Here is a 26,774-nt window from a genome sequence, read left to right as displayed (position 1 = left end):
ACGAACGAAATGGATCTACAGATCGACGGCAACACGGCGTTGGTAACGGCATCCTCGAGCGGCCTGGGGAAGGCGTCGGCCAAAGCGCTCGCGCGCGAAGGGGTCAACGTCGTCATCAACGGACGCGACGAAGCGCGACTCGCGGAGGCAAAAGCGGAGATCGAAGCGGTCGCGACGGGCGATGTGGTCGCCCAATCGGGTGACCTCACCGACGAGGACGACATCGAGACGCTGGTCGAGACGACCGTCGACGAGTTCGGCGGCCTCGACCACCTCGTGACCAGCGCGGGCGGCCCGCCCTCTGGCCCGTTCCTCGAGACCGACGACGACGACTGGTATCACGCCTACGACCTGCTCGTCATGAGCGTCGTTCGCCTCGCCCGCGAGGCCGAACCCCACCTCAAAGCAAGCGACCACGGGACGATCGTCAACATCACCTCCCGCAGCGTCAAGGAAGCCATCGACAGCCTCGTCCTCTCGAACTCGGTCCGGATGAGCGTCATCGGCTTAGAGAAGACGCTCTCGAAGGAGTTCGCCCCCGACGTCCGGACGAACGCCGTCCTTCCCGGCCCACACGAGACTGCCCGCATCGAGAGCCTGGTGAATCAGGCGGTCGACCGCGGCGACTATGACTCCTACGAGGAGGGGCTGGCCGACTGGGCCGGCAACCCACTCGAGCGCGTCGGCGATCCGATGGAACTCGGTAACACCGTTGCCTTCCTCTCCTCGCCGGCCTCCGGGTTCATCAACGGCGAGAGCATCCTGATCGACGGCGGCTCGACGGGGGCGAACCTATGAAGCCCGTCGACTTCGACGACGCCGAGACGTACGAGCCAGACGAGGGCTGGCAGCGACGTGCGCTCGCCGGCAGCGACCAGTTTTCCTTCGAGTGGTTCGAGAAGCCCCCAGGCCACAGCTCCCCGATGCACCATCACGAGAACGAGCAGGTCTGTCTCTGCCTGCAGGGCGAGCTGACGGTCACCACCGAGGACGGCGAGTCGGTCACGCTCGAGCAGTACGATTCGGTCCTCCTCGAGTCCGACGAACCCCACAAAGTCGAAAACACCGGTGACGAACGTGCGGTCGGCCTCGACGTCTTCGCGCCCGGCCGGTCGTTCGACTTCTGGACGGATCGGGACGACTGAGCATGAAACGTCTGGCACGCACGATCGACGGGACCGCCCTCCTCGGCGACGACGAGGGGTTCGTCCCGCTCGCTGCCGCCGACCTCGACCTCGAGACCGTCCGCGACGCCCTGCCACGGGCCGCAGCGGGGACCCTTCCTGACCCCGAAGACGCCACCGCCGACCGTCTCGAGGCCGAACACGTCCGATTCGGCCCGCCGCTCGAGCGCTTCGGCAAGCTCTGGGGGATCGGCCTGAACTACGAGGAACACGCGGGCGATCTAGACGAACAGCGCCCCGAGGAGCCAGCGAGTTTCATGAAGCCACCATCCGTCGTGACGGGGCCGGGCGGGCCGATCAGGCTCCCCCCGACCGACCGGAGCGAACGCGTCACGGCCGAAGCCGAACTCGCGGTCGTGATGGGCCGGACCTGCCGAAACGTCGACGAGGCGGCAGTCGACGACGTCGTTGCGGGGTACCTGCCGGTCATCGACATGACCGCCGAAGACATCCTCCAGCGCAATCCGCGATTCCTGACGCGAGCGAAGAGCTTCGACTCGTTTCTCGTCGTCGGGCCGTCGATCGCCGTCCCCGAGGAGCCACTCCCACTCGAGGAGCTTTCGGTCCGGACGATCGTCGACGATGAGGTGGCGGCCGAAAACGAGATCAGAAACATGCTGTTCCCGCCGGCAGAGATCGTCTCGTTCCACTCGGGCGTGATGACCCTCGAGCCGGGTGACCTCTTCAGCACGGGGACGCCGGGTGCCGAACCGATCGAACCGGGTGATCACGTTCGCGCGAGCGTCGAACGGATCGGCTCGGTCGACGCCCCGGTCGTTCGGTGATCGGTTACGCCGACCCGGTTCCGTTTTCGCCATCACGGCGGCCCGACCGACCCATTGCCGGGCGGGTAAGCTACAGGTAGCGTCGGCCCCTACGTCGGTCCACGCATGCAACCCGACGGGGATCCGGCGGCCGTGCAAGTGGAACGGGGGTGGTTTCGGTTCGGGGTCGTCCTCGCACTCCTGTACGCGACGTTTACGCTCGTCGTGTTCTCCGTCCTCCAGGTGGACGAGACCCTCGGAATCGCCGTCGCCGTCGGCGGTGGCGTCCTCATCGGAGTCGGGGTCATGATCTACGTCTTCGTCGTGAAAGGGGCGGGCGACCTCAGCATCCCACGCGGGTGATCGTCGGACGCACGTCGCACGAACGAACGGTTTTGTCGCTCCGACGAGAGCGTTCCCGTAGATGACCACCTCACTCCGGTGTTACGACTGTGGGAGGACGGCTGCGCTCGAGGACGGAAAAAGATGTGTATGTGGCGAACCGCGCTGGTTCAACGTCGACGCCGCCAACTTCGAGTGGCCCGACGGCGACACAGCAGAGGGGATGTGGCGCTACCGGGACGTACTTCCGGTCTCGAGCGGCCCCGGCGTCGCTCCCGGAGGAACGCCACTCCACCGAGCCGAAGGGCTCGACGCGGACGTCGGCTGCCGGCTCTCGGTGAAAGTCGAGGGCCAGAACCCGACGGGGAGTTTCAAAGATCGCGGCACAGCGGTCGGCGTCGGCTACGCGCTCGAGGCGGGCACCGACTGGATCGGCACCGTCTCCCACGGCAACATGGCGCTGAGCACGAGCGCGTACGCCGCGGCCGCCGGCCTCGACTGTGCCGTCTTCGTCCCGACCGACACGCCCGCCGAGCGACTCGAGTTGATGGCCCGTCACGAGCCACACATTTTCCGCGTCGAGGGCCACTACGGCCAGCTGTACGCCGACACACTCGCACTCGAGACCGACGTGAGGTTCGTCAACTCCGATACGCCGCTGCGGGTCGCCGGTCAGAAGACGGTCGCCTACGAGATCCTCGAGGCGTTCGCGCCGGACGTCCCGGACGCCATCGCCCTGCCGGTCAGCAGCGGCGGACAGGCCAGTGGCGTCTGGAAGGCACTCCGCGAACTCGAGACGGCGGGCCTGATCGACGACCCCCCACGACTCTACGTCGTTCAGGCGGCCGCCTGCGATCCGATCGCGACGGCGTTCCGCGAGGGTCGCGACGAGGTGACGCCCGTCGACGGCGGCGACACCATCGCCGTCTCGATCGCCAACAGCGACCCGCCGAGTGGGACCCGCACGCTCTCCGCCGTCAGAGACACTGGCGGCGCGGCCGTCTCCGTCACCGACGACGAGACCCGCGACGCCATGGCCCTGCTCGCGACGACCGCGGGCCTCTCCGTCGAACCCTCGAGCGCCGTCGCCCTCGCCGGCGTCCGGGCACTGGCTCGAGACGGCGAGATCGACGCCGACGAGGAGGTCGTGACGATCCTCACTGGGTCGGGCTACAAGGAACGCTTCGACACCGACGTCGACGCGCGGACGAGGACGATCGCGCTCGAGGCACTCGCCGACGAAGTCGAATCGGTCGTCGACCGCTGATCGCCGCCTGCGGTGCTCTCACTGCACTTCGTCGGCGACGGTCTCAACGGCGTCGACCACCACGCTGGCGACGGTTTCGACGGTGTCCTCGCCGATCGTCAGCGGCGGGGAGAGCATGAGGTGGTCGCCCGCGACGCCGTCGACCGATCCCGATCCCGGATACGTGTAGACGCCCCGGTCCATCGCGTGGTCGTAGACACGACGGGAGACCTCCAGGTCGGGATCGAACGGTTCTTTCGTCGCTCGGTCGGCGACGAACTCGAGGCCGATCATCGCGCCAGCGTGGCGGATCTCGCCGACCATGGGGTGGTCCCGAAGCGGCTCGAGCGCGTCGACGAGTTGCCGGCCGCGTTCGCGGCCCGTCTCGAGCACCGAGTCAGTGTAGCGCTCTATGACGTGCGAGGCGATCGCCGCCGACAGCGGGTTTCCGGTGTACGTGTGGCCGTGATCGAACGAGGCGTCGCCGTCGGCTGTGAACGTCTCGGCGATCGCGTCACGGACGAGCGCTCCACTGATCGGGGTGTAGCCCGCGGAGAGTCCCTTTCCGACGGTCAGCACGTCCGGCACGACGTCGAAGCGTTCGACGGCGAACAGCGGCCCCGTCCGGCCGAATCCGGTCATGATCTCGTCGGCGATGAACAGCACGTCGTAGTCGTCACAGATCCGTCGTACTTCCTGGTAGTACGCCGCGTGGGGATGTGCGGCGGGAACGCTCGAGCCCGATACCGGCTCGGCGACGAAGGCTGCGACGGTCTCCGGGCCCTCCTGTTTGATCGTCGTCTCGAGTTCCCGCGCTGCGGCGATCGCTTGCTCTTCCGGCGCGCCGTCGTACGCCCACCGGTAGGGATACGCTGGCGGGATGTGTGGCCAGCCGTGCAGTTGTGGCTCGTAGGCCGTCCGTCTCGAGGTGTTCCCGGATGCCGAGAGTGCGCCGAGGGTCGCTCCGTGGTAGGACTGCCAGTGGCCGACGATCTTGTGTTTGCCCTCGTCGCCGCGCTCGCGGTGGTAGGCTCGAGCGAGCTTGAACGCGGACTCGTTGGCTTCGCTCCCGGAGTTGACGAAGAAGGCGGCGTTCAGGTCGCCCGGCGCCCGCTCCGTTAACTGGTCGGCGAGTCGTTCGGGAGCTTCGTTGGTGAAGTGTGAGAGACTGAGGTACGAAATATCGGCTAACTGGTCAGCGACGACGTCCCCGAGTCCCGGAACGGAGTGACCGAGGTTGACCACCGCGGCACCCGCGGCCGCGTCGACGAGTTCGCGACCGTCCGCGGTGACCAGGAACTCGTCGTACGCCCGCACGATCTCGGGGAAGTCGGGCTCGAGCCCGCCGCCCCACTTGTAGAAGACACTGTTCTGACGCTCCATGCCACTCGCAGCGGTAGCCTGTCTGATAAAACTTTCTCGGATCCACACCGATCGTCGACAGAACGTATCGCCCGAGGGGAAGACCGAACTCTCTTACTCGAGTCGAAGCCGGCCGGTCGGCTTCGGAAATAGGACCAATTGACAACCTAACGATAATAATGTGGAGAAAACAAATACGGCATCGTTGCGGCCACCACATCACTCCTCCGCGAGCGGCCACCTAACCGACGTTCACGTTCTCGTGAACTACTGTTATCTGGCCGGTCGTGGACCGGTCGAATATGGTCGACAGCCGAACCTACACGTTCGAGGGAACGGACCCGACGATCGACGAATCAGCCGAAGTGAGTCGCGAGGCGGTCCTGGTCGGCGACGTCGAGATCGCCGCGGAAGCGAGCGTCTGGCCGGGGGTCGTCCTCCGGGGTGACATCGGTCCGGTCCGAATTGGCCGTCAGACCCACGTCGGCGACAACGCCACAGTCCACGCCTCGACGCTCGAGGAACGAGTGATGGTCGGCCATGGCGTCGTCCTCAACGAGGCGACCGTCGAGGCAGGGACGCTCGTCGGCTTCAACGCGACGGTGAACACCGGTGCCACGATCGGGTCCGGAACCGTCGTCGCTGCAGGAACGGTCATCCCCGATGAGTACGACATTCCAGCCGAGTCGTTCGTTCGCGGCGTGCCCGCAGAGATCACCCCACTCGAGGAGACGACGATCGACCCCGAGGCGATCTTCGAGGAGTTTTCTTCGGGCGACTACACCAACCTCGCCCAGCGCCACGGCGAGTTGTTCGAGTAGTCACTGGGTCGGATGCACGGTCCCCACTGGTCGAGTGGGCCATGGTTTCGAGCGGCCACGCTCTGGTTAATGTACTAGTAATGACAGCTCAAGAGTTTTGTCTACAGGCTTATTGATCGAGAAGTGGCCGACGACCGATCAGCGAACGACGTCGTCCTCGAGGAGGGCGTCGATCGTCTCCTCGTCGTAGCCCGCGCTGGTGAGGTACTCGCGCGTGTGTTCACCCTGGGCCGGCACGGACTCGTCGTCAGTCGCCGACGGCTCGCTCGAGCGGGCCGGAAACCCAACTCGCGGAGGTGCCTCGGGCGATCGTTCAAATAGATCGCGGGCGCACAGCTGTGGGTGCTCGACCATCTCAGCAGGGGAGTAGACGGCCCCGACGGCGGCGTCGACGGACTCGAGGCGGGCCGCCCACTCCTCGCGCGTTCGGGAGGCGAACAGATCGTCCAGTTCGGCGCGCAACGCGGCACGGACGTCGGGATCGCTCGAGCCGTGAGCGTCGAGTAAGTCCTCCCGGTCGACGGCCTCACAGAACGCTCGCCAGAACTTCGGCTCGAGTGCGGCGAGCGTTATCCATTCGTCGTCGTCGGTCCGGTAAACGTCGTACCAGGGCAACGCGCCGGAAAGCGGCGTTTCACCCGGTCGTGGCGTTTCGGGGTCGCCGGTGAACGCCTGCGTTGCGACGGCCTGGGAGAACGAGGCGACCACGTCGGTCACCGCGACGTCGACGTACTCGCCGCCGGTGGTGCCGAGTTCGCGCGAGAGCAGCGCGCCGACGATAGCGAACGCGGCGAACAGCCCGCTGGCCATGTCGCCGATCGGGTAGCCGGGGACCTGGGGTTTCGCGTCTGCGGACTCCCTGGTCATATCGAGGAGGCCGGCGACCGCGACGTAGTTCAAATCGTGGCCGACCCGGTCGGCCCAGGGGCCGTCCTGGCCGTACCCCGACAGCGAGCAGTAGACGAGGTCGTCGTTGTACGCAGTGAGCGTCTCGTAGTCGATCTCGAGGCGGTCGACGACGCCCGGGCGAAACCCCTCGAAGACGACGTCTGCGTCCTCGACGAGGCGGTAGAACGCCTCGCGTCCGTCCGCTCGCTTGAGATCGATCGCGACGCTGCGTTTGCCCCGGTTGACCGCGTCGAAGATCGCGCCGACGTCTCGTGAGGTGTATGGCTCCATGTGCCGTGCGTAGTCGCCAGCGCCGGTGTCTTCTACCTTCACGACCTCAGCCCCGGAATCGGCGAGCAACTGCGTCGCGTACGGGCCGGGCAACAGCCGCGTGAGGTCGAGCACGCGTATGCCATCTAATCGCATACGGCGAGCATGGTCACACCGGTACTTTACCGTGGGGGTCGCCGAATCCGCCGACGAGTGGTCGCTGACTCGAGTCCCGCTTACACGCGCTCGATGATCGTCGCGATCCCCTGACCGAAGCCGATGCACATCGTCGAGAGGGCGGTGTCGACACCCGTTCGCTCGAGTTCGTGGGCCAGTTTCGTCAGCAACATCGCACCGGTCGCGCCGAGCGGGTGGCCGTGGGCGATCGCGCCGCCGTTGACGTTGACGTCCTCCCAGGAGACGCCGGTCTCCTCGAGCCAGGCGGCGACGACGGACGCGAAGGCCTCGTTGACCTCGAACAGGTCGATCTCCTCGAGGTCCATGTCGGCCTTCTCGAGGACCTGCTCGGTCGCGGGAATCGGCCCCGTGAGCATCGTGATCGGGTCGACGCCGACGACCTCGGTCTGGACGATGCGAGCCATCGGCTCCCAGCCGTGGGCCTCGGCGGCCTCCTCGCTCGCGATCAACAGGGCGCTCGCGCCGTCGACAATTCCCGACGAGTTGCCGGGGTGGTGGACGCCTTCGCCTTCCGGACGGAACGACAGTGGTAACGACTCGAGCGTCTCGAGGTCGGTTCCGGGACGAGGGTGTTCGTCGCGCTCGACGACGACGGATTCGCCGTCGAGTTCCGTCTCGACGGGAACGACCTGGTCGTCGTACCGGTCGTCGTCCCAGGCGGCCTTCCAGCGGCGCTGGGAGTCGACGGCGAGTTCGTCGAGTTCCGATCGGGAGAAGCCGTACTCCTCGGCGATCCGTTCGGCCCCTTCGCCCTGGTGGGTCAACTCGTCGAACTGTTCGAAGTAGGTCTCGCTGACGGTGCTCGAGCCATCGATACCGTCGGCCCCATCCGACCCCATCGGAACGCGGGTCATGTGCTCGACGCCACCGGCGACGAGGACGTCGTGCTGGCCGGCCATCACGTTCGTTGCGGCGAAATTAACTGCCTGCTGGCCGGACCCACACATCCGGTTGAGCTGGACGCCGGGAACGCCGTCGCCCCAGCCGGCGATCATCGGCGCGAGTCGGCCGATGTTCAGCCCCTGCTCGTCGATCGGCGTCACACATCCGTAGATGACGTCTTCGATCGTCTCGGGGTCGAAGCCGTTGCGCTCCTCGAGTGCGCGTAACGGTTCGGCTGCGAGGTCCTGTGGGTGCGTGTCGCTAAACGAGCCGCTGCGCTTGCCAAACGGCGTTCGGACGGCGTCGACGATGACTGCGGAGTTCATTGCTGGACGGAGCTATGCCAACGGAAAACATAGCTGTTGGGAAGCCGGAGGCGGCCGGATACTCTCTCGAGCCCGTCGTAGGCTGGGAAACGATCGCATCGCTTGCAGGCTACAAGGCAACTTCTGGGTTTCTCGCATGTGTGTCGATAGCTGCCAAAGAACTAACTGTCAACGCGTTCAACCGAATCGGCGATGGATCTCGGGATCACCGACCGGACCGCCGTCGTCACGGGCGGCGCTGGCCGTATCGGGAGCGCAGACTGTCGAATCCTGGCCGAAGAGGGCGCGAACGTCGTCGTCCTCGACGTCGACGCCGACGGAGCCCAACAGGTCGCCGGGGAAATCGAGGAGACCGCCGGCGGTGGGGCAGCGATGGCTCTCGAGTGCGACCTGACCGATCGCGAGGACGTAACCGACTCGATGGCCGCCGTCCGCGAGCGCTTCGGCGGCGTCGACATTCTGGTCAACAACGCTGCGATGGTCGACGCCCGGTCGCGACTCGCCGACTACGACGACGACCTCTGGGACCGCGACGTAGCGATCAACCAGACCGGGACGTACAACATCAGTCGAGAGGTGTTCCCGCAGATGTGCGAGCGCGGCTGGGGCCGGGTCGTCACCATGTCCTCGATGGCCGGCTGGTACGGCGGCTTCGGCCAGCTCTCGTACTCGGCGACGAAGGCCGCGATGATCGGCCTCGGACGGACGATGGCGCTCGAGGGTGCCCAGGCTGGCGTCACCTCGAACGTCATCGCGCCGAACATCGTCGTCGACGCGTGGGCAGAGATGAGCCCGGACGAACTGCGCGAGCACGTCGACGAGTACTTCGCCCGAATCGCCGAAGCGACGCCGATGCGCCACCTCGGCACCGAAGACGACGTCGCCAACATGGTCGCGTATCTCTGCTCGGAGCAGGCCTCGTACGTCACCGGCCAGATCGTCGGCGTCACGGGCGGCGTCGATCTGTTTAGCTTCTAGCTGCTAGTCGAGCAGCCCCATCGACTTCGCGATCGTGTTGAGCTGGATCTCGTCGGTCCCCTCGACGATCCGCAGGATGCGGGCCTGATGGAGCAGGTCCATATGCGGGTTCTCTTCGGCTAGCCCGTTCGCGCCGTGGATCTGGACCGCCGCGTCGGCGACCTCCCAGAAGACGGTCGTCGCGAACCACTTGAAGATCGACGATTCCATCACCGTCCGCTGGTCCTGGGCCATCTTCCAGGCGAGTTTCAGCCCTGCAGCGTCGGCTGCGTAGGTTTTGGCCTTCCCGCGAGCCAGCGGTGCCGACACCTGCTGGAACCGACCGACCTGGCGGCCGAACGCCTCACGCTGGCCCGCGTATTCGGCGGCCGCCTCGAGCGCGAACTCACTGTAGCCGACGGCTTCGGCCCCGAGCTCGAGGCGGCCGAGCGAGAGGAACTCCATGGCGGCGTAGAACGCCCCGTCGACCTCGCCGAGGACGCGACTGTCGGAAACGCGAACGTCGTCGAGGACGATTTCGGCCTGGGCACCCGGCGAGCCGACGGCGTTGTTGAACGCGCCGAGCTCGTACTCGTCGCGCTCGAGGAGAAAACAAGTGATGCCGCCGTATCGGCCGGCTTCTTCTTGCGGTGTCGTCCGGGCGAACACCTGGACGAAGTCGGCGTAGGGCGCGTTGGTGATCCACTGTTTGCGGCCGTTTATCACCCACTCATCGCCCTCTCTGCTGGCGGTGGTCGCCATGTTCGGCGAGTCCGAGCCCACACCGGGTTCGGTCTGGGCGAACGCCGTCGATTTCTCCGCGCGGATCGTGGGCTCGAGGTAGCGCTCGATCTGTTCGCCCTCGGCCTGTAACAACAGCGGCTTGGGCCCTTCGGGGCCAGCGAGCACGTAACGGGCCAGCCCAGGGCCGTGACTCGCGAGGCGCTTTTTCGCGAGATACCACGTGACCGTGGAAACTCCCTCGCCACCGTAGGCCTCGGGGAGGGTCATCGCGTAGAAGCCAGCCTCGGCCGACCGGCGGCGGATCTCCTCGCGCGCCTCGAGCAGTTCGTCGGTCCAACGGCCGTCCTCGTGGTATCCCCGTCGGGGATTGGTGGCCAGGTCGCCGAGTTCCTCGACGATCGGGTCGACCTCCCGTTCGACGAACTCGTCTATACTCTCGAGGATCAGTGCGGTCTCCTCATCGACGTCGAACCGGACGCCGCTTATGTTGCTTGCTACCATGCTTCAACGACCGTCTGCGGGAGCTTAAGATTCAGGCCACCGAGTCGATCCGATTGGCTGTTCGCCACTGCACCGCCGCAGTCGTGTCATACGCACTACTGTACGTCGGTTCCGGGGTAACCACGACCTGTCCGGCGATTGCGCCGGTAACTCGTTACAGTCATCCGTCTCAATCGTCGCCGTCGAGTCGTACCAACTCTTCGACGTCTGGAATGTCGGCTGCGGCGTCGGTGATCTGTCGCATCCGGTCGGTGTGTTTGTCGACCGCGTAAGCGGCCAGTTCGCCCTGCTCGAGGCCGACCTGTTCGTCCGGGTCGTTGGGTTGGAACCGGTCGTCTTCGGTGATCCCCTGGACGAGTGGGAGGAGGTCGTGGACCGTCTCCTCGATTAGCTTGGGATCGACGCCGTCCTCACGAATGAGCGTCTTGAGCTGGTTCATGCCGAAGCCGACGTGGCGACCTTCGTCGCTTCTGATCTTCGTAAAACCCTCGACGAGTCCCGGCAGATGAGGGAGCGCCTCGAACTCACCGCCGTAGGAGGTCTGCATCCCGTAGTAGCCCGTCTGGGCGAGAATTCCTTCGACGGTGAGGTGATAGTGACAGTAAGCCTTCGCACGGTTCTCGGGGGTGTCCGCCTCGAGCAGTCGGAACTGGGCGTTCTTGTTCCGGTCGAACAGTTCGAGGTAGGGCTCGTTGAACCACTTTTCGTCGCGGGGGTTCGACCGGTCCCAGCCGAGTTCGTCCTCGACGGTCCAGATCACCTCGCGCCAGTACCGGTCGAAGAAGTCGGCGTGTTTGGCCTCCTCGTACAATTGGGTCGTCAGAAACAGCTGGTCATCGATGTCCTCGAGCACCGTCGCCAGTGGCGCGAGGTCCTCCGTGACGGCGTCTTCACCCGCGCCGAACTTCGCGATGCCGTTTACGGTCTGGTCCCATCGACGCTGATCGTAGTCGGGGGTTGCCTCGACGTGTGCGAGTAAGTTCTCGGCGTCAGCCTCGAGGTCGATCTCGCCGGGGTCCCAGTGGCGTTCGACGGCGTTTCGGTAGTATCGATTCGAGCGCGACTCCCGGTCCATCACGTCCGATGGGGTGTAGGATGTTGACATGGAGCCAGCCTACACCAGCCAACTATTAAATTTCACCGCCGACCCAGGCTGTCCGAGTTCGTCGCGGACGGTCAACGACCGCGAGCGGAGGCTCCGAACTCGAAAATTTCTTCGTAGAGTTCGTCTGCGATCGTGTCGAAGTTCGCCTCGGCGTCACTGGCGTCGACCGAATCACCGACGCCCTGATACTCTACTGAAAGGCGAGCGATGGGAACGAGTGCGATACCACCGACCGTCACGTCGCCGACCGACGTGTGGACCGTCCATTCGGTTCGCATGCCGTTTGCAGACCGCGTCACGCCGTCGACGGTGCCGCCAGCCGCACTCCAGTGTGCAACGAGTCCGTCGGTAAGCCGACGTAACTGCCGTTCGCCGAGGACGTGTCCGATGACACCACCAGCGAGAAGGAGAACGAACGCGGCGACACCGAGCGAAAGCCCACCGTAGGGAACGTTCAGCGACGCCGCGAGTCCCGCGAGTACGACGACAACGCCCACGATTCGCCCGTCGAATGCGTTCGGTATCGTGCCGCTCCAGTCGGCCTCCGTCGTTCGAGACCGCTGTTCGAGTTGCATTTCGAGCGTGGGTCGGGACGACGATAGTATAGCCGTTCGCCTGTGCTACTGTGTTCTTTATGTATCGATCGATAGAGTTACTCGTAGTCGAGTAACTCGTCGTCTCCATGTTCGGCCCGCAGCGCCTCGAGAGACTCACGTTGTTCCTCGAGCCGCGGTGTCGGTTCCTCGTAGACGTGCTCGAACATCGCTGACGGATCGGCGTCAGCCGCCTCGGCGCGGTCGATCAGGCCCTCGAGCGTCGTCTCGATCTCTTCGTCGATGGCGTCGAGTTGATCGTCGTCGAGGATCCATCGCTCGCGGAGGTAGGTTTCGAATCGCTCGAGGGGGTCGCGCTCGCGCCAGCGCTCGACCTCGGCCTCGTCGCGGTAGGCCGATGGATCGTCGGCCGTCGTGTGAGCGCCGAACCGGTACTGGACGGCCTCGATAAGCGTCGGGCGCGGTCGCTCGCCGTCGCTCGCGAGGGCTTTCTCGCGTGCCGCTTTCGTGACGACGTAGGTTGCGAGGGGATCCATCCCGTCGACCTGGATGCCGTCGAAGCCGTAGGCGGTCGCTTTCTGTGCGATGGTCGCACTGGCCGTCTGACGTTCGCGTGGTATCGAGATCGCCCACTGGTTGTTGTTACAGAAGAAGACGGTCGGCGTATCGAAGACGCCCGCGAAGTTCATCGCCTCGTGGACGTCGCCCTCCGACGTCGAGCCTTCGCCGAAGTGAACGACGGATGCCGCCCCGTCACCCTTGAGTTTCGAGGCCCACGCCCAGCCCACCGCGTGGGGGACGTGTGCGCCGATCGAGATGTTCAGCGGAAAGACGTTTACGTCGGCGAGCGCCGCGTTCCCGTCTTCGTGGCCCATCCAGTAGAGGACGTACTCCCAGGGCAACTCTCGGGCGACGAGCGCGCCGTGTTCACGGTACTGAAACGAAACCATGTCGTCGTCGGCGAGCGCGTACGTCGATCCGATCTGTGACCCTTCCTGGCCCGCAAGCGAGGCGTAGGTCCCCATCCGTCCCTGCCGCTGTAGACTGATCATTCGCTCGTCGAAGCGTCGACAAAAGCGCATGTCCCGGTACATCGAGCGCAGCGTTTCCGTCTCGAGGTCGGGCTCTAGGTCCGGTTCGACCACGTGTCCCTCGGCGTCGAGCACCTGAATTCGATCGTCCGGCGCACGATCGAAGAGGTCGCGCTCGAGCACGTCTCCTGACATAGTTCGAGGGTCGTCCCCGGCCCACATAAGGCTGCTCGCTCGAGTGGGTTCGAGACGCACCGATTCAGCCGTGACGGCCGGGCACACGACCGGTTCGCACACGTTCGACGACGTACAGGGGTGCTAACGGACGGATTTATAATTCGGCTTTACGAACACATCGCTATGTACCGCGTTCTTGTTCCAGTCGACACCAACGAAGACCGCGCGCTCGCACAGGCGGAGTACGTCACCTCTATCCCGCATGCGAGCGACGACGTCGAGGCCCACCTCCTGTTCGTCTTCACCGACGACAGCGAGGAGCTGCCACAGGAGTTCCAGCAGTTCAAGTCCGCCTCGCGGATCGGCTCCGTCCGGCGGGCCAAAGAACGCCTCGAGGAAGCGGGCGTCGACGTCACCGTCCTCGAGGACAGCGGTGACACGGAAGCCGACATCATCGACTCGGCTGAGGAGTTCGACGTCGATGCGATCGTTCTCGGCGGGCGAAAGCGCTCGCCGGTCGGGAAAGCCGTCTTCGGGAGCGTCACCCAGTCGGTCATCCTCAGCGCCGACCGACCGGTCGTCGTCACCGGCGGACACGACGAGTAGCCGCTCTCGGCTCACTCCGGTCCGTCCCTCCAACGCGTGCACCGTCACCCCACTGTTCGGCGCTTACCACTTTTCCGTCAGGACCGCTCTTCTCCGATCACAGCGGTCTCGGTGGCGTCATCGTAGGGTTCGCCGTCGGTTTCCTCGATCACGTACCGCTGGCCGAGCATGGGATCGAGCAGACTGTCGACTTCGCCGCGGTCGTCTCGAAGCACCGGCGCGTCCTCGGTGTCGGGATCGGCCATCCGGTTGTCGATCGCCCCCTCGAGATCGACGCCGAGATCGCGAGCGTCGTTTCGCTCGGCGAGGTCGGCGTCGGAGAACCCCGTCGGCTCGTTCGTCGCGACGACCTGGATGTTCTGGACCGCGCTCGAGTCAGCTGTCCGGAAGCTGTAGGTATCTGGGAAGACCGACGCCATCGTTCGATGCTGGGCGTGGTAGAACTCGGCGGCCGGACCGGACGGCGAAGAGATGACGTTCGCGTGGAGGACGCCATCGTCAGCCAGTCGCTCCGTGGCCAGCTCCATGAACTCGACGGTCGTCAGGTGAAACGGAACCTGATCCTGCTTGTACGCGTCGAGGACGATCACGTCGTAGGTGTCGTTCGTGCCCTCGAGGAACTGGCGGCCGTCCGCTTCGTAGATCGAAATGTCCTCGCGGTCGGGCTCGAGGCCGAAGTACGCCTCGGCGGCGGCGGTCACCTCGGGGTCGATTTCGACGACGTCGACGTGGGCGTCATAGCGGTCGGCGAAGTCCTGTGGGCCGGTGTAGCCACCGCCGCCGACGAACAGCACTCGGTCGACGTCGTCGGGGTCGTCGGCCATGAGCATCGGCAGGTGGAAATACTTCGTGTAGGTGAAGACGTGTCGCTCGGGGTCCTCGAGATCCATCGCGCTGTGTCTGGCACCGTCTAGGTACATCGTCCGTTCTGTGCCGTCATCGACGATCTCGAGTTGCTGATGTGGTGTCTGGGTCTCGGAGACGACGTCGCCGCGGTAGTCGACGTCCACGGGGGTCGCCCCCGCCGCGCCGACGAGCAAGAGGACGACGAGCACGCTCGAGACGGCCGATCGTCGCGTGAGATCAGGTGCCAGAAGGGCGACGGCTGTTCCGACGAGGGCACCACCGAACAGCAGGCCGATCGCGTCGACGCTCAGTGCGGGGATGAGGACGAACGTAGTCGCCGCTGCGCCGACGATGCTGCCGATAGTCCCCAGCGCGTAGACGTGGCCCGACGCCTCACCGGTGCCCTGTTTGTGCGAGAGTTCGGCCGCGTAGGGGCTGATGAACCCGAGCAGGTACGTCGGCGGGCCGAACAGGAGGATCACGGCGGGTAGCGAGGCGTACCGCGGTGGCAACGCGAGCGTCGACGTGTACGTCAACAGGAGGTCACTCGCGTAGATCACGACGGCAACGTAGACGGCCGTCGCGAGCATGATCCAGCTCATCTCGCGATTGCTCGCACCGCCGGCACGCTTGCCGCCTTGCCAGTAGCCGAGACTCAACGCAATTAGAAACACCGTGAGAATACCGCCGACAGTGTAGATATGGCTGCCAAACTGTGGGGCGACGATACGGACCGCGAGGATCTCGAGGCCCATGCTGGTGATCCCAGAGACGAACACCGCGAGTTCGGGCTTGGTCGGTCGGTAGCCGGCGACGGGCCGCAACTCCATCACCCAAACGGAACAGGTCGGGCGGTGAGTACCTGTCGCCTCAACACGGACACAGAAACTGGTCGGATCGAGCGCACGCCGCCGAGTGAATCCGCCTTCAGGGTCGACTCACGACGAAGGTGAAGACGAAGACGGCGATCGCGACGCCCGCGACGTTCGTGAGCGAGAACTGGACGATATCGACGAACGACGCCCCCCAGACGAGCAGCCAGGCGAACGTCACCGAGAGCACGGCATTGATGAGAACCAATACTACCGGATGGCCGTCCGAAGACTCGAGTCCAGCTTTGAATCCCTCGCGTTCGCCGTCGGGCCCTGTCATAGCAAGAACAGCGAACGTGGCTCACTTAGCCATTTCCCTGACGCCCGAGCACCCGAGCGAGTCAGAAGGTGCGTTCGACGGACGGGGCGAGTACGTGTAGCCGGAAGTCGAGACGAGAGCACCGGAACGGATATTCTCACAGAGGATAACGTCAGAACGATGCCTTCCAGACGAACGATGCTCACGTCGGCCGCTGTGGCGTGTGCAGGCGTCGTCGCTGGCTGTGCAGCCCCCGACGACCGAACGCCGAACCTCTCCGGGGAGTGGACACAACTTGGCTACGACGCGACGAACCGAAACGCCGCGCTCGACCGAACGGTCCCCGGATCAGTCGCCACGGCGTGGACGGCCCCGACCGACCGCTGGCCGTACGTTCCCCCCATCGTTGCGACGGACGCCGTCTTCCTCGCTGCCTCTGACAGCGTCCGGTCGCTCGAGGCACGCGACGGAACCGAGCGGTGGCACCGGATTCTCGAGGGGCGAATCGCGGCGGGACTCGCCGTCTCCGACGACGTGGTACTCGTTCCAGAGCACCGCCTCGACGATCCGGACCGGTTACGAGCGCTCGATCTCGAGGATGGCAAAGCGCACTGGACACTCGAGTTCGAGAGTCGACCCTTTGCACCGAGCGTCGCCGACGGGCGGGTAGTCTGTCGCACGCAAGAGGCGTGTCTCGCCGTCGAGTCGGGTGAAATCCTGTGGCGGACCGAACTGGACCAACTCGCCTACGACGAGTACAACGTCCCCGACGCGGACGACCTCACGTCGACGATCGCCCCCGCGGTGACCGCCGATGCGGTGGCCGTCCCCGACCACGACGCCCTCGTCTGTCTCGACCCCGACGACGGGACCGAACGTTGGCGCGTCGACCTCCACGGTGCGATCTCGAGCCCCGTCGCGATCGACGGCGCGATCGTCGCACTCGGCGTGCACGAGACCGTCGCGGTCGAGGCTGATGGTACGGAACGCTGGCGGATCGACCGCGGCGGCTGGGGGGCGATCGCGGCCGCCGACGAACACGTCTACACGCTCGCCCGGAACGGGCTCTCAGCGCGGTCGGTCGCCGACGGCGACGCCGCCTGGGAAGTCAGCGCAGGAAACGAGATCTACCGTGGTCAGCCCGCGATCGTCGGCGATGCCGTTTTGATGGCCGACGACGACCTGCTCGCGGTCGATCGCGACGGCCCCGGCCTGGCCTCAAGCGGCGAGGTGTTCCGGGTCGGTGACGACCACCACGCGACGACCTACGGCGGCGTCGCCGTCGGCGCCGGCCGAATCTTCGTCGTCGACGGCTTCGAGAATCGACTCGTCGCGTTCGAGCCGGAATCGTAGGTCGCTTTCTCCGCCGGTCAGTCGGCTGGCTCGCGGACCACGGCCTCCTCACCCTGTTCGACTGGGAACTGATTCGAGTCCTCGAGCGACGCCGCCCCCCACTCTTCGTCGTCGACCAGACACGACTCGAGTTGTCCGCGAAGCCGGGACTCGTCGTACTCGGTCCCGATGAACACGAGTTCCGTCAGCCGGTCGCCGTGGTCGTCGTGCCACTCGAGTCCCGGCCGATTCGACCGGTAAAGGTCCTGATCGACCGCAGGGAGCGAAGCGATCCACGGCCCGCGGACGGTCGCCCGGATCGAGGGACCGGCCTGTGAGACGTCGACCTTGCCATCGTTGCCGGCGATCCAGACGGTCCCCTTCGATCGGACGATCCCGGCAGGGAGGTCCCGCAGGAACGTCGCGAACCGCCCGGGGTGGAACGGCCGACGCGCCCGGAAGACGAACGAGTCGACACCGTAGACCTCGTCCGGGTGGCGGTGATGGTGCTCGTCGTGGCCGTCGTGTTCATGGCCGTGCTCGTGACCCCCGTGTTCGTGCTCGTCGTCCTCGTGGTCCTCGCGTTCGTGCCCGTCGTCCTCGTGGTCCTCGCGTTCGTGCCCGTCGTGGCCCTCACCCTCGTGGTGGTCGTCGACCTCGGCGAGCGCCCGCTGCCAGCCGGCGAGTTCGCCCATCCGATCGGGGTCGAATCGCTCGAGTCCGAGGAGTCGATCCGGGTCGACGGCGCTGAACTCCGTCCGGATCGTCGTCGCGTCCGGCTGGAGCGCCTCGACCAGCGCCTCGGCCTCCTCGAGTTCGTCCGGCTCACAGCAGTCTGTCTTGTTTAACAGGACGACGTTCGCCACCTCGAGTTGCTCGATCAGCAGATCGGAGAGCGGACGGACATCCTCGTCGTCCGCCTCACCGTGGCGTTCGGGCACGTCTTGGCCCGCGAAGGCGTCGAGGAAGAGCCGCGTATCGAGAACGGTGACCAGCGCGTCGATCTCGTACCGCGCGGCGACTCTCGATGCTGTGGTGAACAGCCGTGCGACGGGTGCCGGTTCGGAGATGCCCGAGGATTCGACGATCAGGTGATCGAACTCCCGCTCGCGAGCCAGCCGAACGACGGCCGTCTCGAGGTCCGCTTGCAGTTCACAGCAGATACACCCGTTCGAGAGCTCCGCGACGCCCCCTTCGACGTCGAGGTCCGACCCCTCGGCGACGAGGTCGGCGTCGACGTTCACGTCGCCCATATCGTTGACCAGGACGGCGAGGTCGCGGTCACCGGCGGTTCGCAACAGGTGATTGAGCAGCGTCGTCTTTCCAGCCCCCAGACTTCCCGAGAGGACGGTAACCGGGATCGTCGTGTGCATACACACCACGTGGGGCTTCCGAGGAAAAGAAGCGTCGACTCACGCCCGACCCATTGGACGGTGATGGCACCATCATAAACTACATACCGCACTACTAAATCAGATTTCAGCGGCTTCGACGCACCGAGAACTCGGGTCGATAGGCGTCCGCCCGGCTGCCCTCGGCTCACGGACCCGACCACTTCGGGCGGCCGGGCCGCGACACTTTTTTCACGTCACGCACGAGCATGACCGACGATGACACTCGCCGAGCGGATCGCCAGTTATCGAGCCACACTCGAAGAGTGGCTCCGGGGGCTCTATCACGGGATGATCTCACACCCGGCGTACGAGAAGATCGAGGCCGAAGCGGAGGACCTAGAAGACGAGTTCATGCTCGCCTGTTTCCCCGACGCCTTCGGCGTTCCGTCGCCGGTGTCGTACTACACGGCAGAACTCCTACCGTACTTACAAGACGAGTTCGAGGCGTGGGAACGACGCCTGTGGGACCGCAGTACGCTCGTCGAGCGAAAGGGACAGCAGTATCACTTCTGATGGATCGATACGTCTTCTTCGGCGGCAAAGGCGGCGTCGGCAAGACGACCGTCTCCTCGGCGTACGCGTACAAGTGTGCCGCGGCGGGGCTCGAGACGCTGCTCGTCTCGACGGACCCGGCGCACTCCGTTGGCGACCTCTTCGAGCAGTCGTTCGACGACGATCCCAGAGCCGTCGAGGGAGTCGAACACCTCTCGGCGATGGAGATCGACCCCGACGAGGAGGTCTCGAGACACCTCCAGGACGTCAAGCGAAAGCTCTCGGATCAGGTGTCGGCGGCGATGGTCAACGCAGTCGATCGGCAGATCGAGATGGCCCACGGAACCCCCGGTGCCTACGAGGCGGCCCTGTTCGATCGCTTCGTCGACGTGATGCGAGACGGCGACGCCTACGACCGCATCGTCTTCGATACGTCACCGACCGGTGGCACCCTGCGACTGCTCTCGCTGCCGGAGTACCTCGAGGGGTGGATCGATCGGCTGCTGGCGAAACGACGAAAGAGCATCGATCTCTTCGAGAAGGCCGCGATCGGTGGCCGGGAGCCTCGTCGCGTTCTCGAGGGAGATCCCGTGCTGGCGCACTTGCGAGCGCGCAAAGAGTTCTTCGAGGACGCCGGACGGATGCTCCGGGAAGACGCCGCGTTCTTCCTCGTGTTCAACCCCGACTCGCTGTCGATTCGGGAGACGGAGCGGGCGATCGACCGACTCGACGAGCAGGGGCTATCGGTTCGGGGGCTCGTCGCCAATCGATTCACGCCGGCACCCGACCCCGACGAAGAGGGACGTGGGGCAACCTACCTTCGCTCGCGCGTCGAGACCGAACGCGAGCGACTCGAGACGGCACGGGGGGAGCTCTCACCGCCGATCCTCGCCACGATCGAGACGTACGTCGAGGAGGTGCGGACGGACCGTCTCGCGTCGGTCGCCGATGAACTCGAGATCGACGTCGACCGGACACGACGCCCGACGTCCTGACAGACGCTTCCGGCTGCGGCCTGGAGTCGGGGTCTCCTCTACCGCTGTGGATGGAATTGTCGACGCCTACCCGGTAAGACAGACGTGCCGTTCCCACATGATTTATATGAGTCTGAGGTAATTTGGTTCTTGGGCACTTATGACAGGGGTAATCTGGATCGTGGCTACGGTGTTGGTGCTGTTTACCGTTGGCTACGTCGGATACGGGCGGTACCTCTCACGATTCGTCGAACTCGACAACTCTCGAGAGACACCCGCTCACAAGTATCAAGACGGACAGGAGTACGTACCGGCAAAGAAACCGGTGTTGCTCGGGCACCACTTCTCGAGTATCGCGGGCGGCGCACCGATCGCTGGCCCGATCACCGCAGCACTCATCTGGGGATGGGTCCCGGCGGTGCTGTGGGTCGCGATCGGAAACCCGTTAATGGGAGCCGTCCACGACTTCATGGCGCTGTCCTCGAGCATTCGCCACGAGGGCAAATCGATCGGCTACATCATCGGGGAGTACATCGGCGAGCGGGGGAAGAACATGTTCCTCTGGTTTGCGTTCCTCGTCATCATCCTCGTGGTGGCAGTGTTCTCGCTGCTGGTGGCGATTATTCTGGACGCCTATCCGCAGGCAGCGACCGCGAGCCTGCTCTACATCGGGTTGGCATTGGTGTTTGGCGTCTGGCTGTACCAGCTTAACCTGCCGTTCCTCGCGGGCACTGGCGTTTTCGTTGCTGGCGTCTTCGCGAGCGTCTGGGTGGGCCTCCAGTTCCCCATCGCGTTGTTCGAACCGAGTGGCTTCGCCGACGAGGCGATTGTTCTGTTCTCAGGCGACGGGATGTGGGTGCCGGGTGCAGCACTATTCGGCGCGAACACCGCGACGTGGATCCTCGTCGCGTTGGGCTACGCCTTCGTGGCCAGCATTCTACCGGTTTGGGTGTTGTTACAGCCGCGTGATTACCTCTCGTCGTTCCTCCTCTATACGGGGGTCGGCGGGACGTTGCTCGCCGTCATCGTCGGGACGTTCCTCGGAACGACCCAAGGCGGTTCGGAAGCGCTTTCGATCCAACTTCCCGCGTACACCGGCTTCTTCGGCGGCGACCTCGTCGCCGTGGCCATGCCGCTGTTCCCGTTGTTGTTCATCACGATTGCATGCGGGACGATCAGCGGCTTTCACTCGCTGGTTTCCTCGGGAACGACGGCGAAACAGCTCAATCGCGAAAGCGACGCCCGCCTGATCGGCTACGGTGGGATGCTCGCGGAAGGGCTGCTCGCAGCAACCGCACTCGCAGCCGTCTCGGTCATCGCCGTAACTGACGCTGGCGTCGACGGGATCGCTGCTGCACTTCCCAACTTCGCGGAGGGTGGTGGGCTCATCCTCACCAGCTTCGGAATCCCGTTGCTCATCGGGGAGGTCTTCATGGCGCTCGTGTTCGTTAGCTTCCTGTTGACGAGCCTCGACACCGGCCTCCGACTCGGCCGATACATGATGGAAGAACTCGTCGGCACCCCCGAGAGCGGCGTCGAAAACGTAGCAGCAAACAAGTACGTCAACACCGGCCTTACAACGTTCGCGGCCTTCCTGCTCGTCTCGAGTGGCCAGTGGGAAGAACTCTGGCCGCTATTCGGCGGTGCCAACCAGTTGCTCGCGGCGCTTGCACTGCTGACGGCGACCGTCTGGCTCGCCAACTGGAAGGACACGAAGCAGCTCCTGACTACAGGGCTGCCAGTCGCGGTCATGGTCATCATCACCGTGTCCGGGCTGCTCTGGCTCGCAATCGTCGAGAACCTGCAGCGTCAGTTGCTCGACGCCGCGTGGCGAGCAGAGGCCGGAACCGTCGAACTCATCTCGAGCGGACTCCGGATGGTCCTCGCGTTCGCGTTGATCTTCCTGGCGCTTGCGATCATCAAGATGGCCTACGAAAACCTCACCGAGGCTCGCGATAGTCTCATTTCAACGGAGGAACCGGCGGTCGGATCCGACGACGACTGATCCACCGCCGATCCGGTTTCGAGAACGGATTGGGAGCAGCGGAACTCGATAGATACCGTTCGACGTCTCGGCTAATTCACTTCTGAGCGTCGCGTACCCGACAAACTGCCACTGGTCCGTTCGAGATGAAGTCGGTCACGTCGAACGCGCTAGCGGTCACCTATCGCGAAAGGAGTCCGGAGAGTCGCCCGAAAAGTCCACGCCGTGGCTCCTCGAGCGGCTCCCAGAGAGCGAAGGCGCTGTCGACCTCCGTTCGCGCACTCGAGACGACGTCCGTTGTATCGGGCGCGACGACACAACAGTGGATCTCGTAGTGACCGTAAAAGCCAAATTTCAGCAGCGTCCGGTCGGTGAACCCCTCGACGAACGCGCGGACGTCGTCTGGAATATCCGGGACGACCAGGACGAACGTGAACTCGGTCGCTCGGTGTTGATCGTTCGGTTCGACTCGGTCGTCGGCCAACTCGTGGCCTAGCTCGACCAGTCGCTCGAGGTCAGCCACCGAGACGCGGTCGCGACGGTCCGCATAGAGGAACTCCCGCATATGGTGATTCGCGTACTGAACTGACGGGTGAAAGAGGTGTTTGCTGCTCTCGACACGCAGCTCCCCGTACATCTCGAAGCGCTCTCGGCCCGCTCGGACGTCCTTCTCGAGGTCGTAACTGTGCAAGAGTCGGTCGCTCACTCGGTCCAGATACTCGTCGTCCCAGTCGGGGACTTCCTCGAGCACCTCGGCCGGGAGCGCTCGCTCCTCGAGTTGATCGTCAGCGTCCTCGGGCGGTGCTGAGCCTCCGCTCATGGCGCTTGCGTCATAGTCCGCCCGTCTCGCCCGTCGGTTCCATCCATGGTATACGATTCCACGGCCGTGGTAAAAGTTCGTCGGCGTCGGGGAGGGGCTCGTTGCTCTCGACCCGAGCGTTTAGGTCTCGTGAGATCGTATACCATCATATGACGACCGACCGGGAAGCCTGCGGGCGCTGTTCGATGTCGACGGCCGTCGACGTCGCGAGCGCGGGCCGGGAAGAAGGAGACGGGTCCGACCGCGATCCGTTCGGCGACGCCCGAATCGAAGTCGACGAGCGCCAGTTGCGCGCCGTCTCGCCCGGTGCGTGGCTCTCGCGGATTTCGGATCGGGTCGGCTCGAGCGTCGACCGACTCACCTGGGGCGATCGCTGACGCCGCGACGGCTCAGTTCGTCGTGATGACTTCGATCACGTCGCGTGACTCGACCTCGTAGTCCTTGCCGAGTTGCCGATTCGATCGGCAGTCGATGGCGTGGAGGAAGCCGTCGCCGATGTCGGAGTGAAGGCTGTAGGCGAAGTCCTCCGCGGTCGAGTTCGGCGGGATCAGATAACAGTCGGGTAGCACTTCGCCGCGTTCGTTACCGAGGCCGTTCGCACCGCCCGGAAACACGGGCACGACGCCGAGGACGTCGAACAACGCGGTCTCGAGGGCCGCCTGCACGCCAGTCGCGCCGTACTCCGAAAGGAACGCACGGATCTGCTCGAGGCCGTCTTCTTGTTCGTCGGAGATGTCGTCTACGATCTCGAAATCGTCGTCGCCGGGACGGTAGTCGACGACGCCAGCGTTGTCCGCGGACTTGAGCGCCTTCTCGGCGTGGGCGCTGCAGGGGACGATCGTCAGGTGCTCGTAGTCGGGATCGGTCGTGATCTCCTCGTAGTTCGCCTGCGCCTCGGGGGTGTCCATCTTGTTCGCCGCGATGACCATCGGCTTGGTCTCCTTGCGGATCTCGCGGGCCAACTCGAGTTTGTCTTCGGCCTCCCACTCGGCGGGGTCGAAGCCGACGTCGGTTCGGCGGATGAGGCGTTTGATCTCGTCTTCGTTCGTCTTGAACGCGCTCATCTGCTCGGCGAGTTCCTCTTCGATCGCGTCGTCTTCGGTGGTGTAGCCCGACTCGTATCGGTTGATCCCCTTCTCTAAGATGTCGAGGTACCACTGGTCGAGTTCCTCCTCTAAGAAGGCGATGTCCTCGCGCGGGTCGTGGCCCTCGGTGGCTTCCCCCTCGAGGTCCGTCGTACCGGAGAAGTCGACGACGTGGACGAGCACGTCGGTCTCGTTTAAGTCGGTCAGGAACTGGTTCCCGAGCCCTGCACCCTCGTGAGCGCCGGGGATCAGCCCGGCGACGTCGACGAGTTTCGTGGGGACGAACCGGGTGCCGTGATCGCAGTAGCCGACGTTCGGGGTACACTCCTCGTCGAACTCGGGTGCTGCACACTCGACGCGGACGTACGCTTCGCCGACGCTGGGGTCGATGGTCGTGAACGGGTAGGCCCCCTCGGGGACGTCGTTCATCGTCGCCGCATTGAAAAAGGAAGACTTGCCGACAGAGGGTTTGCCGACGAGTCCGATCCGGTAACTCCGACTCATTACTCATTCCAGGGAGAGTCCGATTAAACGGGTTTCCTTCCAGTTCCGACGTGATATGGTTCGTCTTGACACGGCTGGAGCGAACCGGTCGATCGGTCGAAAGCACTGGACGGCGGCAGATCCTGCTGGTCGAGTGGTCGTTCGGGACGCGGCGAGAGCACGGAGGCCCGTCTGACGATACGCGCTGATACGCGCCGATAAGGCGGGGTATAGTAGCCAGTGCACGTCAGTGCGAACCTGCTCGCCAGACGGATCGACGATCAGTGTGTGACTCGGTGCAGTTGTTACTATCGGCCACCGCGAGGGGTGTCTTCGAGCGGTACCCTTTGTTCGGTGAGATCGTCCTAGTCTCAAGAGGTTCTGAGACGAGAGAGGGTCATCACACACTGACAGTCACGCTGACGTATTTATGCTGGCGCATGGTGGCTCGAGTATGGTGGATTCAAGCGCGAATTCGGCGCCGGTCCCCGCCGGGTCACCGACGAGCGACTCCGAGACCGAGGTCGACGATTCGAGTCGTTTCCTCGAGGACGCCCCCGACCACGACCGGTCGATCGACCGCTGTGTGACCTGTGGAGAGCCGATCGAAACCGACGACTACCGGCTGAGTCGGATCGTCGAGACGGCCGTCACGACCGTCGAAGCACACTACTGTAGCGAGGAGTGTTTTCCGGAACAATCGCGAGCAGAAACGGTCACCCGAACCGACGGCCCGCGTGACTTCTCGTACTGTCGATAGGGCGTGATACTGTCGGATAGAAGTCACCGAGGGGCATTCGCCGGGCGGGGGCGGCGAATTCTCACACTCGTTCTGTCCGGCAGTATGAAAACACGTCGTTGTGGCGTTCGACGAGTCTATATTCGTCGTCAGAGCCCTGGATGGTTGCGATCCTGAAAACGGACTCGAGATCGGACGACGGTATGGTGACAACTGCACCGAGTCACACACTGATCGCCGGTCCGTCCGGCGAGGTGGTGCGAACTGACGTGCAGTGGCTACTATAGCCAACGGCCGCGTTCCACCTCAATTCGGCGAGGACGAGCCAGGCGAGTACGAGGGGGCCGACGACGCCCCATTGCTGGGTTTCGGTCTCCGCGATCGGCGCGAAGACGCCGACGGGCCCCACACCGAGGCACTCCCTCGAGGCCCCTACAACACGTCCGCCAGCGCGTCCATGGTTCGGTCGACGCGGTCGTCGCGGGCGTTATGACCCATGTGACCGATTCGAAGCACGTCATCGGCGAGGTCGCCTAACCCGGTTGCGAGGACGATGTCGTGTTCGGCGAGCACCGCCTGTTGTAGCTCGGCCGCCCGGCCGTCGACCTCGAGGGCGGTGACGGTCGGCGAGCAGTCGGCCTCGTCGGCCGGAAAGGTCTCGAGTCCGAGGTCGGTGGCGCGGTCACGACAGCGGGCAGCGACGCGTTCGTGGCGGTCGAAGACGGATCCGAGACCTTCCTCGAGTAGCAACTCGAGGGCGGTCTCGAGTCCGGCGACGTTGGCCGACAGGTGGGTGTAGGGGAACCACTCGTCGTCGACGACGGTCCGCCAGGCCTCGAGGTCGAGGTAGTACGACCGGTTCTCGACGGCGTCGATGCGGTCCCACGCGCGGTCGCTGATAGCGCAGGTGGTCAGCCCCGGCGGGGCGCTGAAACACTTCTGGCTCGCACCGAGACACACGTCGATCGAGTCGGTCGGAACGGGCGTACCGCCGAGTGAGGAGACCGCGTCGACGACGCTGCAGACGTCGAACGCCTCGAGCACGTCGAGGATCGGCTCGAGATCGTTGAGCGTCCCGGTCGGCGTCTCGCAGTGGACCATCGTCGCGAGGTCGAACGGCTCGTCGGCATCCTCGAGCATTGCTCGGACGGTATCGGCGTCGAGCGTCTCGCGCCAGGGCACCTCGCAGGTGACGGGCTCGCCGCCGTAGTCCGCGACGAAGTCGGCGAAGCCATCGCCGTACAGTCCGTTCGAGAGACACAGCACGCGATCGCCCGGCTCGACCAGCGAGGCGACGGCAGCCTCGAGCCCGAGTATCCCCTCGCCGCCGAGGACGACGACGTCCCTGGACGCGTCCGGGTGGGTAGGGTCGCCGTCAGCGCCGGTCAGGGCGATCGTCTCGACGGCGTCGGTCACCGATCGGTAGCACTCGAGAAACGACGACTCGATATCGGGGTTCGCCGTCGGTTCGGCCATCCGGTCACGGACGGCGGCGGGCACTTCCGTCGGCCCCGGCGTCATCCGCAGTCTGGCTTC

The 26,774-nt window shown here is 64.9% G+C and carries 28 protein-coding genes; 14 read left to right on the top strand and 14 right to left on the bottom strand.

The window, feature by feature from the left end; translation table 11 throughout:
- The first annotated feature begins 9 nt into the window (after positions 1-9).
- From AArc1_RS05960 to thrC, 5 genes are all read left to right on the top strand, one after another.
- Positions 10-798 carry an SDR family oxidoreductase gene (locus AArc1_RS05960; protein WP_117363507.1) on the top strand — a complete coding sequence of 263 codons (789 nt, stop codon included), beginning with the start codon at positions 10-12 and terminating at the stop codon, positions 796-798.
- Complete coding sequence (locus AArc1_RS05955; protein ID WP_117363506.1) at positions 795-1,145, top strand: cupin domain-containing protein; 351 nt, start codon at positions 795-797, stop codon at positions 1,143-1,145. Before AArc1_RS05960 ends, AArc1_RS05955 begins: the two co-directional genes overlap by 4 nt.
- A gap of 2 nt (positions 1,146-1,147) precedes the next feature.
- Positions 1,148-1,969 carry a fumarylacetoacetate hydrolase family protein gene (locus AArc1_RS05950; protein WP_117363505.1) on the top strand — a complete coding sequence of 274 codons (822 nt, stop codon included), beginning with the start codon at positions 1,148-1,150 and terminating at the stop codon, positions 1,967-1,969.
- Positions 1,970-2,074: 105 nt separating this feature from the next.
- Positions 2,075-2,311, top strand: a complete 237-nt coding sequence (locus AArc1_RS05945; protein WP_117363504.1) for a hypothetical protein — start codon at positions 2,075-2,077, stop codon at positions 2,309-2,311.
- Between the two features lie 61 nt (positions 2,312-2,372).
- Positions 2,373-3,557 carry a threonine synthase gene (thrC, locus tag AArc1_RS05940; RefSeq protein WP_117363503.1) on the top strand — a complete coding sequence of 395 codons (1,185 nt, stop codon included), beginning with the start codon at positions 2,373-2,375 and terminating at the stop codon, positions 3,555-3,557.
- A gap of 18 nt (positions 3,558-3,575) precedes the next feature.
- Here thrC and AArc1_RS05935 read toward each other — a convergent pair whose 3' ends face one another.
- A complete protein-coding gene (locus AArc1_RS05935) occupies positions 3,576-4,919 on the bottom strand; it encodes an aminotransferase family protein (protein WP_117363502.1) in 1,344 nt (447 codons plus the stop codon).
- 281 nt (positions 4,920-5,200) lie between these two features.
- Here AArc1_RS05935 and AArc1_RS05930 point away from each other — a divergent pair, with 281 nt between their 5' ends.
- Complete coding sequence (locus AArc1_RS05930; protein WP_117363501.1) at positions 5,201-5,719, top strand: gamma carbonic anhydrase family protein; 519 nt, start codon at positions 5,201-5,203, stop codon at positions 5,717-5,719.
- Positions 5,720-5,857: 138 nt separating this feature from the next.
- Here the strand turns inward: AArc1_RS05930 and AArc1_RS05925 are convergent, their stop codons facing one another.
- Positions 5,858-7,033, bottom strand: coding sequence for a CaiB/BaiF CoA transferase family protein (locus tag AArc1_RS05925; RefSeq protein WP_117363500.1), 1,176 nt, complete (start codon positions 7,031-7,033; stop codon positions 5,858-5,860).
- Positions 7,034-7,113: 80 nt separating this feature from the next.
- Positions 7,114-8,283, bottom strand: a complete 1,170-nt coding sequence (locus tag AArc1_RS05920; RefSeq protein ID WP_117363499.1) for a thiolase family protein — start codon at positions 8,281-8,283, stop codon at positions 7,114-7,116.
- A 192-nt stretch (positions 8,284-8,475) separates the two neighbouring features.
- On the opposite strand from AArc1_RS05920, the gene AArc1_RS05915 reads away from it, so the two are divergent.
- Positions 8,476-9,261, top strand: coding sequence for an SDR family NAD(P)-dependent oxidoreductase (locus tag AArc1_RS05915; protein ID WP_117363498.1), 786 nt, complete (start codon positions 8,476-8,478; stop codon positions 9,259-9,261).
- A 3-nt stretch (positions 9,262-9,264) separates the two neighbouring features.
- Here AArc1_RS05915 and AArc1_RS05910 read toward each other — a convergent pair whose 3' ends face one another.
- The 4 genes from AArc1_RS05910 to pdhA form a co-directional block, all read right to left on the bottom strand.
- Complete coding sequence (locus AArc1_RS05910; RefSeq protein ID WP_117363497.1) at positions 9,265-10,485, bottom strand: acyl-CoA dehydrogenase family protein; 1,221 nt, start codon at positions 10,483-10,485, stop codon at positions 9,265-9,267.
- Positions 10,486-10,654: 169 nt separating this feature from the next.
- Positions 10,655-11,590 carry a ferritin family protein gene (locus AArc1_RS05905; RefSeq protein ID WP_117363496.1) on the bottom strand — a complete coding sequence of 312 codons (936 nt, stop codon included), beginning with the start codon at positions 11,588-11,590 and terminating at the stop codon, positions 10,655-10,657.
- Positions 11,591-11,661: 71 nt separating this feature from the next.
- Positions 11,662-12,165: a hypothetical protein gene (locus AArc1_RS05900; RefSeq protein WP_117363495.1), complete on the bottom strand. Its 504-nt coding sequence runs from the start codon at positions 12,163-12,165 to the stop codon at positions 11,662-11,664.
- Between the two features lie 77 nt (positions 12,166-12,242).
- The gene (gene pdhA / locus AArc1_RS05895; protein ID WP_117363494.1) at positions 12,243-13,370 is read right to left on the bottom strand and encodes a pyruvate dehydrogenase (acetyl-transferring) E1 component subunit alpha; all 1,128 of its coding nucleotides are present in this window, start codon (positions 13,368-13,370) and stop codon (positions 12,243-12,245) included.
- Positions 13,371-13,535: 165 nt separating this feature from the next.
- On the opposite strand from pdhA, the gene AArc1_RS05890 reads away from it, so the two are divergent.
- Positions 13,536-13,958, top strand: coding sequence for a universal stress protein (locus AArc1_RS05890; protein WP_117363493.1), 423 nt, complete (start codon positions 13,536-13,538; stop codon positions 13,956-13,958).
- A gap of 77 nt (positions 13,959-14,035) precedes the next feature.
- Here AArc1_RS05890 and AArc1_RS05885 read toward each other — a convergent pair whose 3' ends face one another.
- Both AArc1_RS05885 and AArc1_RS18440 read right to left on the bottom strand, forming a co-directional pair.
- Positions 14,036-15,634 (bottom strand): spermidine synthase, encoded by a 1,599-nt coding sequence (locus AArc1_RS05885; protein ID WP_117363492.1) that lies wholly within the window; start codon positions 15,632-15,634, stop codon positions 14,036-14,038.
- Positions 15,635-15,731: 97 nt separating this feature from the next.
- Positions 15,732-15,956: a hypothetical protein gene (locus tag AArc1_RS18440; protein ID WP_117369323.1), complete on the bottom strand. Its 225-nt coding sequence runs from the start codon at positions 15,954-15,956 to the stop codon at positions 15,732-15,734.
- A 159-nt stretch (positions 15,957-16,115) separates the two neighbouring features.
- On the opposite strand from AArc1_RS18440, the gene AArc1_RS05880 reads away from it, so the two are divergent.
- Positions 16,116-17,288 carry a PQQ-binding-like beta-propeller repeat protein gene (locus tag AArc1_RS05880; protein ID WP_161958289.1) on the top strand — a complete coding sequence of 391 codons (1,173 nt, stop codon included), beginning with the start codon at positions 16,116-16,118 and terminating at the stop codon, positions 17,286-17,288.
- A gap of 17 nt (positions 17,289-17,305) precedes the next feature.
- Here AArc1_RS05880 and AArc1_RS05875 read toward each other — a convergent pair whose 3' ends face one another.
- Positions 17,306-18,640, bottom strand: a complete 1,335-nt coding sequence (locus tag AArc1_RS05875) for a CobW family GTP-binding protein (protein ID WP_117363490.1) — start codon at positions 18,638-18,640, stop codon at positions 17,306-17,308.
- 237 nt (positions 18,641-18,877) lie between these two features.
- Between AArc1_RS05875 and AArc1_RS05870 the strand changes: the two genes are divergently transcribed.
- The 3 genes from AArc1_RS05870 (at position 18,878) to AArc1_RS05860 (ending at position 22,132) form a co-directional block, all read left to right on the top strand.
- Complete coding sequence (locus tag AArc1_RS05870) at positions 18,878-19,174, top strand: hypothetical protein (protein ID WP_117363489.1); 297 nt, start codon at positions 18,878-18,880, stop codon at positions 19,172-19,174.
- Entirely contained in the window at positions 19,174-20,148 is a 975-nt protein-coding gene (locus AArc1_RS05865; protein WP_117363488.1) for an ArsA family ATPase, read from the top strand. The genes AArc1_RS05870 and AArc1_RS05865 overlap by 1 nt, the downstream gene beginning before the upstream one ends.
- Positions 20,149-20,287: 139 nt before the next feature.
- Positions 20,288-22,132 (top strand): carbon starvation CstA family protein, encoded by a 1,845-nt coding sequence (locus tag AArc1_RS05860; protein WP_117363487.1) that lies wholly within the window; start codon positions 20,288-20,290, stop codon positions 22,130-22,132.
- Positions 22,133-22,292: 160 nt separating this feature from the next.
- Here the strand turns inward: AArc1_RS05860 and AArc1_RS05855 are convergent, their stop codons facing one another.
- On the bottom strand, positions 22,293-22,931 hold the full coding sequence (locus AArc1_RS05855) for a hypothetical protein (RefSeq protein WP_117363486.1): 639 nt from the start codon (positions 22,929-22,931) through the stop codon (positions 22,293-22,295).
- 149 nt (positions 22,932-23,080) lie between these two features.
- Here AArc1_RS05855 and AArc1_RS05850 point away from each other — a divergent pair, with 149 nt between their 5' ends.
- Positions 23,081-23,308: a hypothetical protein gene (locus AArc1_RS05850; RefSeq protein ID WP_117363485.1), complete on the top strand. Its 228-nt coding sequence runs from the start codon at positions 23,081-23,083 to the stop codon at positions 23,306-23,308.
- A gap of 12 nt (positions 23,309-23,320) precedes the next feature.
- On the opposite strand, the gene AArc1_RS05845 is transcribed toward AArc1_RS05850, so the two are convergent.
- Positions 23,321-24,520 carry a redox-regulated ATPase YchF gene (locus AArc1_RS05845; protein WP_117363484.1) on the bottom strand — a complete coding sequence of 400 codons (1,200 nt, stop codon included), beginning with the start codon at positions 24,518-24,520 and terminating at the stop codon, positions 23,321-23,323.
- A 433-nt stretch (positions 24,521-24,953) separates the two neighbouring features.
- On the opposite strand from AArc1_RS05845, the gene AArc1_RS05840 reads away from it, so the two are divergent.
- Positions 24,954-25,259, top strand: a complete 306-nt coding sequence (locus tag AArc1_RS05840; RefSeq protein WP_117363483.1) for a hypothetical protein — start codon at positions 24,954-24,956, stop codon at positions 25,257-25,259.
- Positions 25,260-25,461: 202 nt separating this feature from the next.
- Here AArc1_RS05840 and AArc1_RS05835 read toward each other — a convergent pair whose 3' ends face one another.
- Both AArc1_RS05835 and AArc1_RS05830 read right to left on the bottom strand, forming a co-directional pair.
- The gene (locus AArc1_RS05835) at positions 25,462-25,647 is read right to left on the bottom strand and encodes a hypothetical protein (RefSeq protein WP_117363482.1); all 186 of its coding nucleotides are present in this window, start codon (positions 25,645-25,647) and stop codon (positions 25,462-25,464) included.
- 23 nt (positions 25,648-25,670) lie between these two features.
- The gene (locus tag AArc1_RS05830; protein ID WP_117365793.1) at positions 25,671-26,759 is read right to left on the bottom strand and encodes a pyridoxal-phosphate-dependent aminotransferase family protein; all 1,089 of its coding nucleotides are present in this window, start codon (positions 26,757-26,759) and stop codon (positions 25,671-25,673) included.
- Between the last annotated feature and the right edge of the window lie 15 nt (positions 26,760-26,774).

Source organism: Natrarchaeobaculum sulfurireducens (genome assembly GCF_003430825.1).
GTDB lineage: Archaea > Halobacteriota > Halobacteria > Halobacteriales > Natrialbaceae > Natrarchaeobaculum > Natrarchaeobaculum sulfurireducens.
Note: the sequence above shows the minus strand (reverse complement) of the source record. Positions and strands in the feature narration are given on the sequence as shown.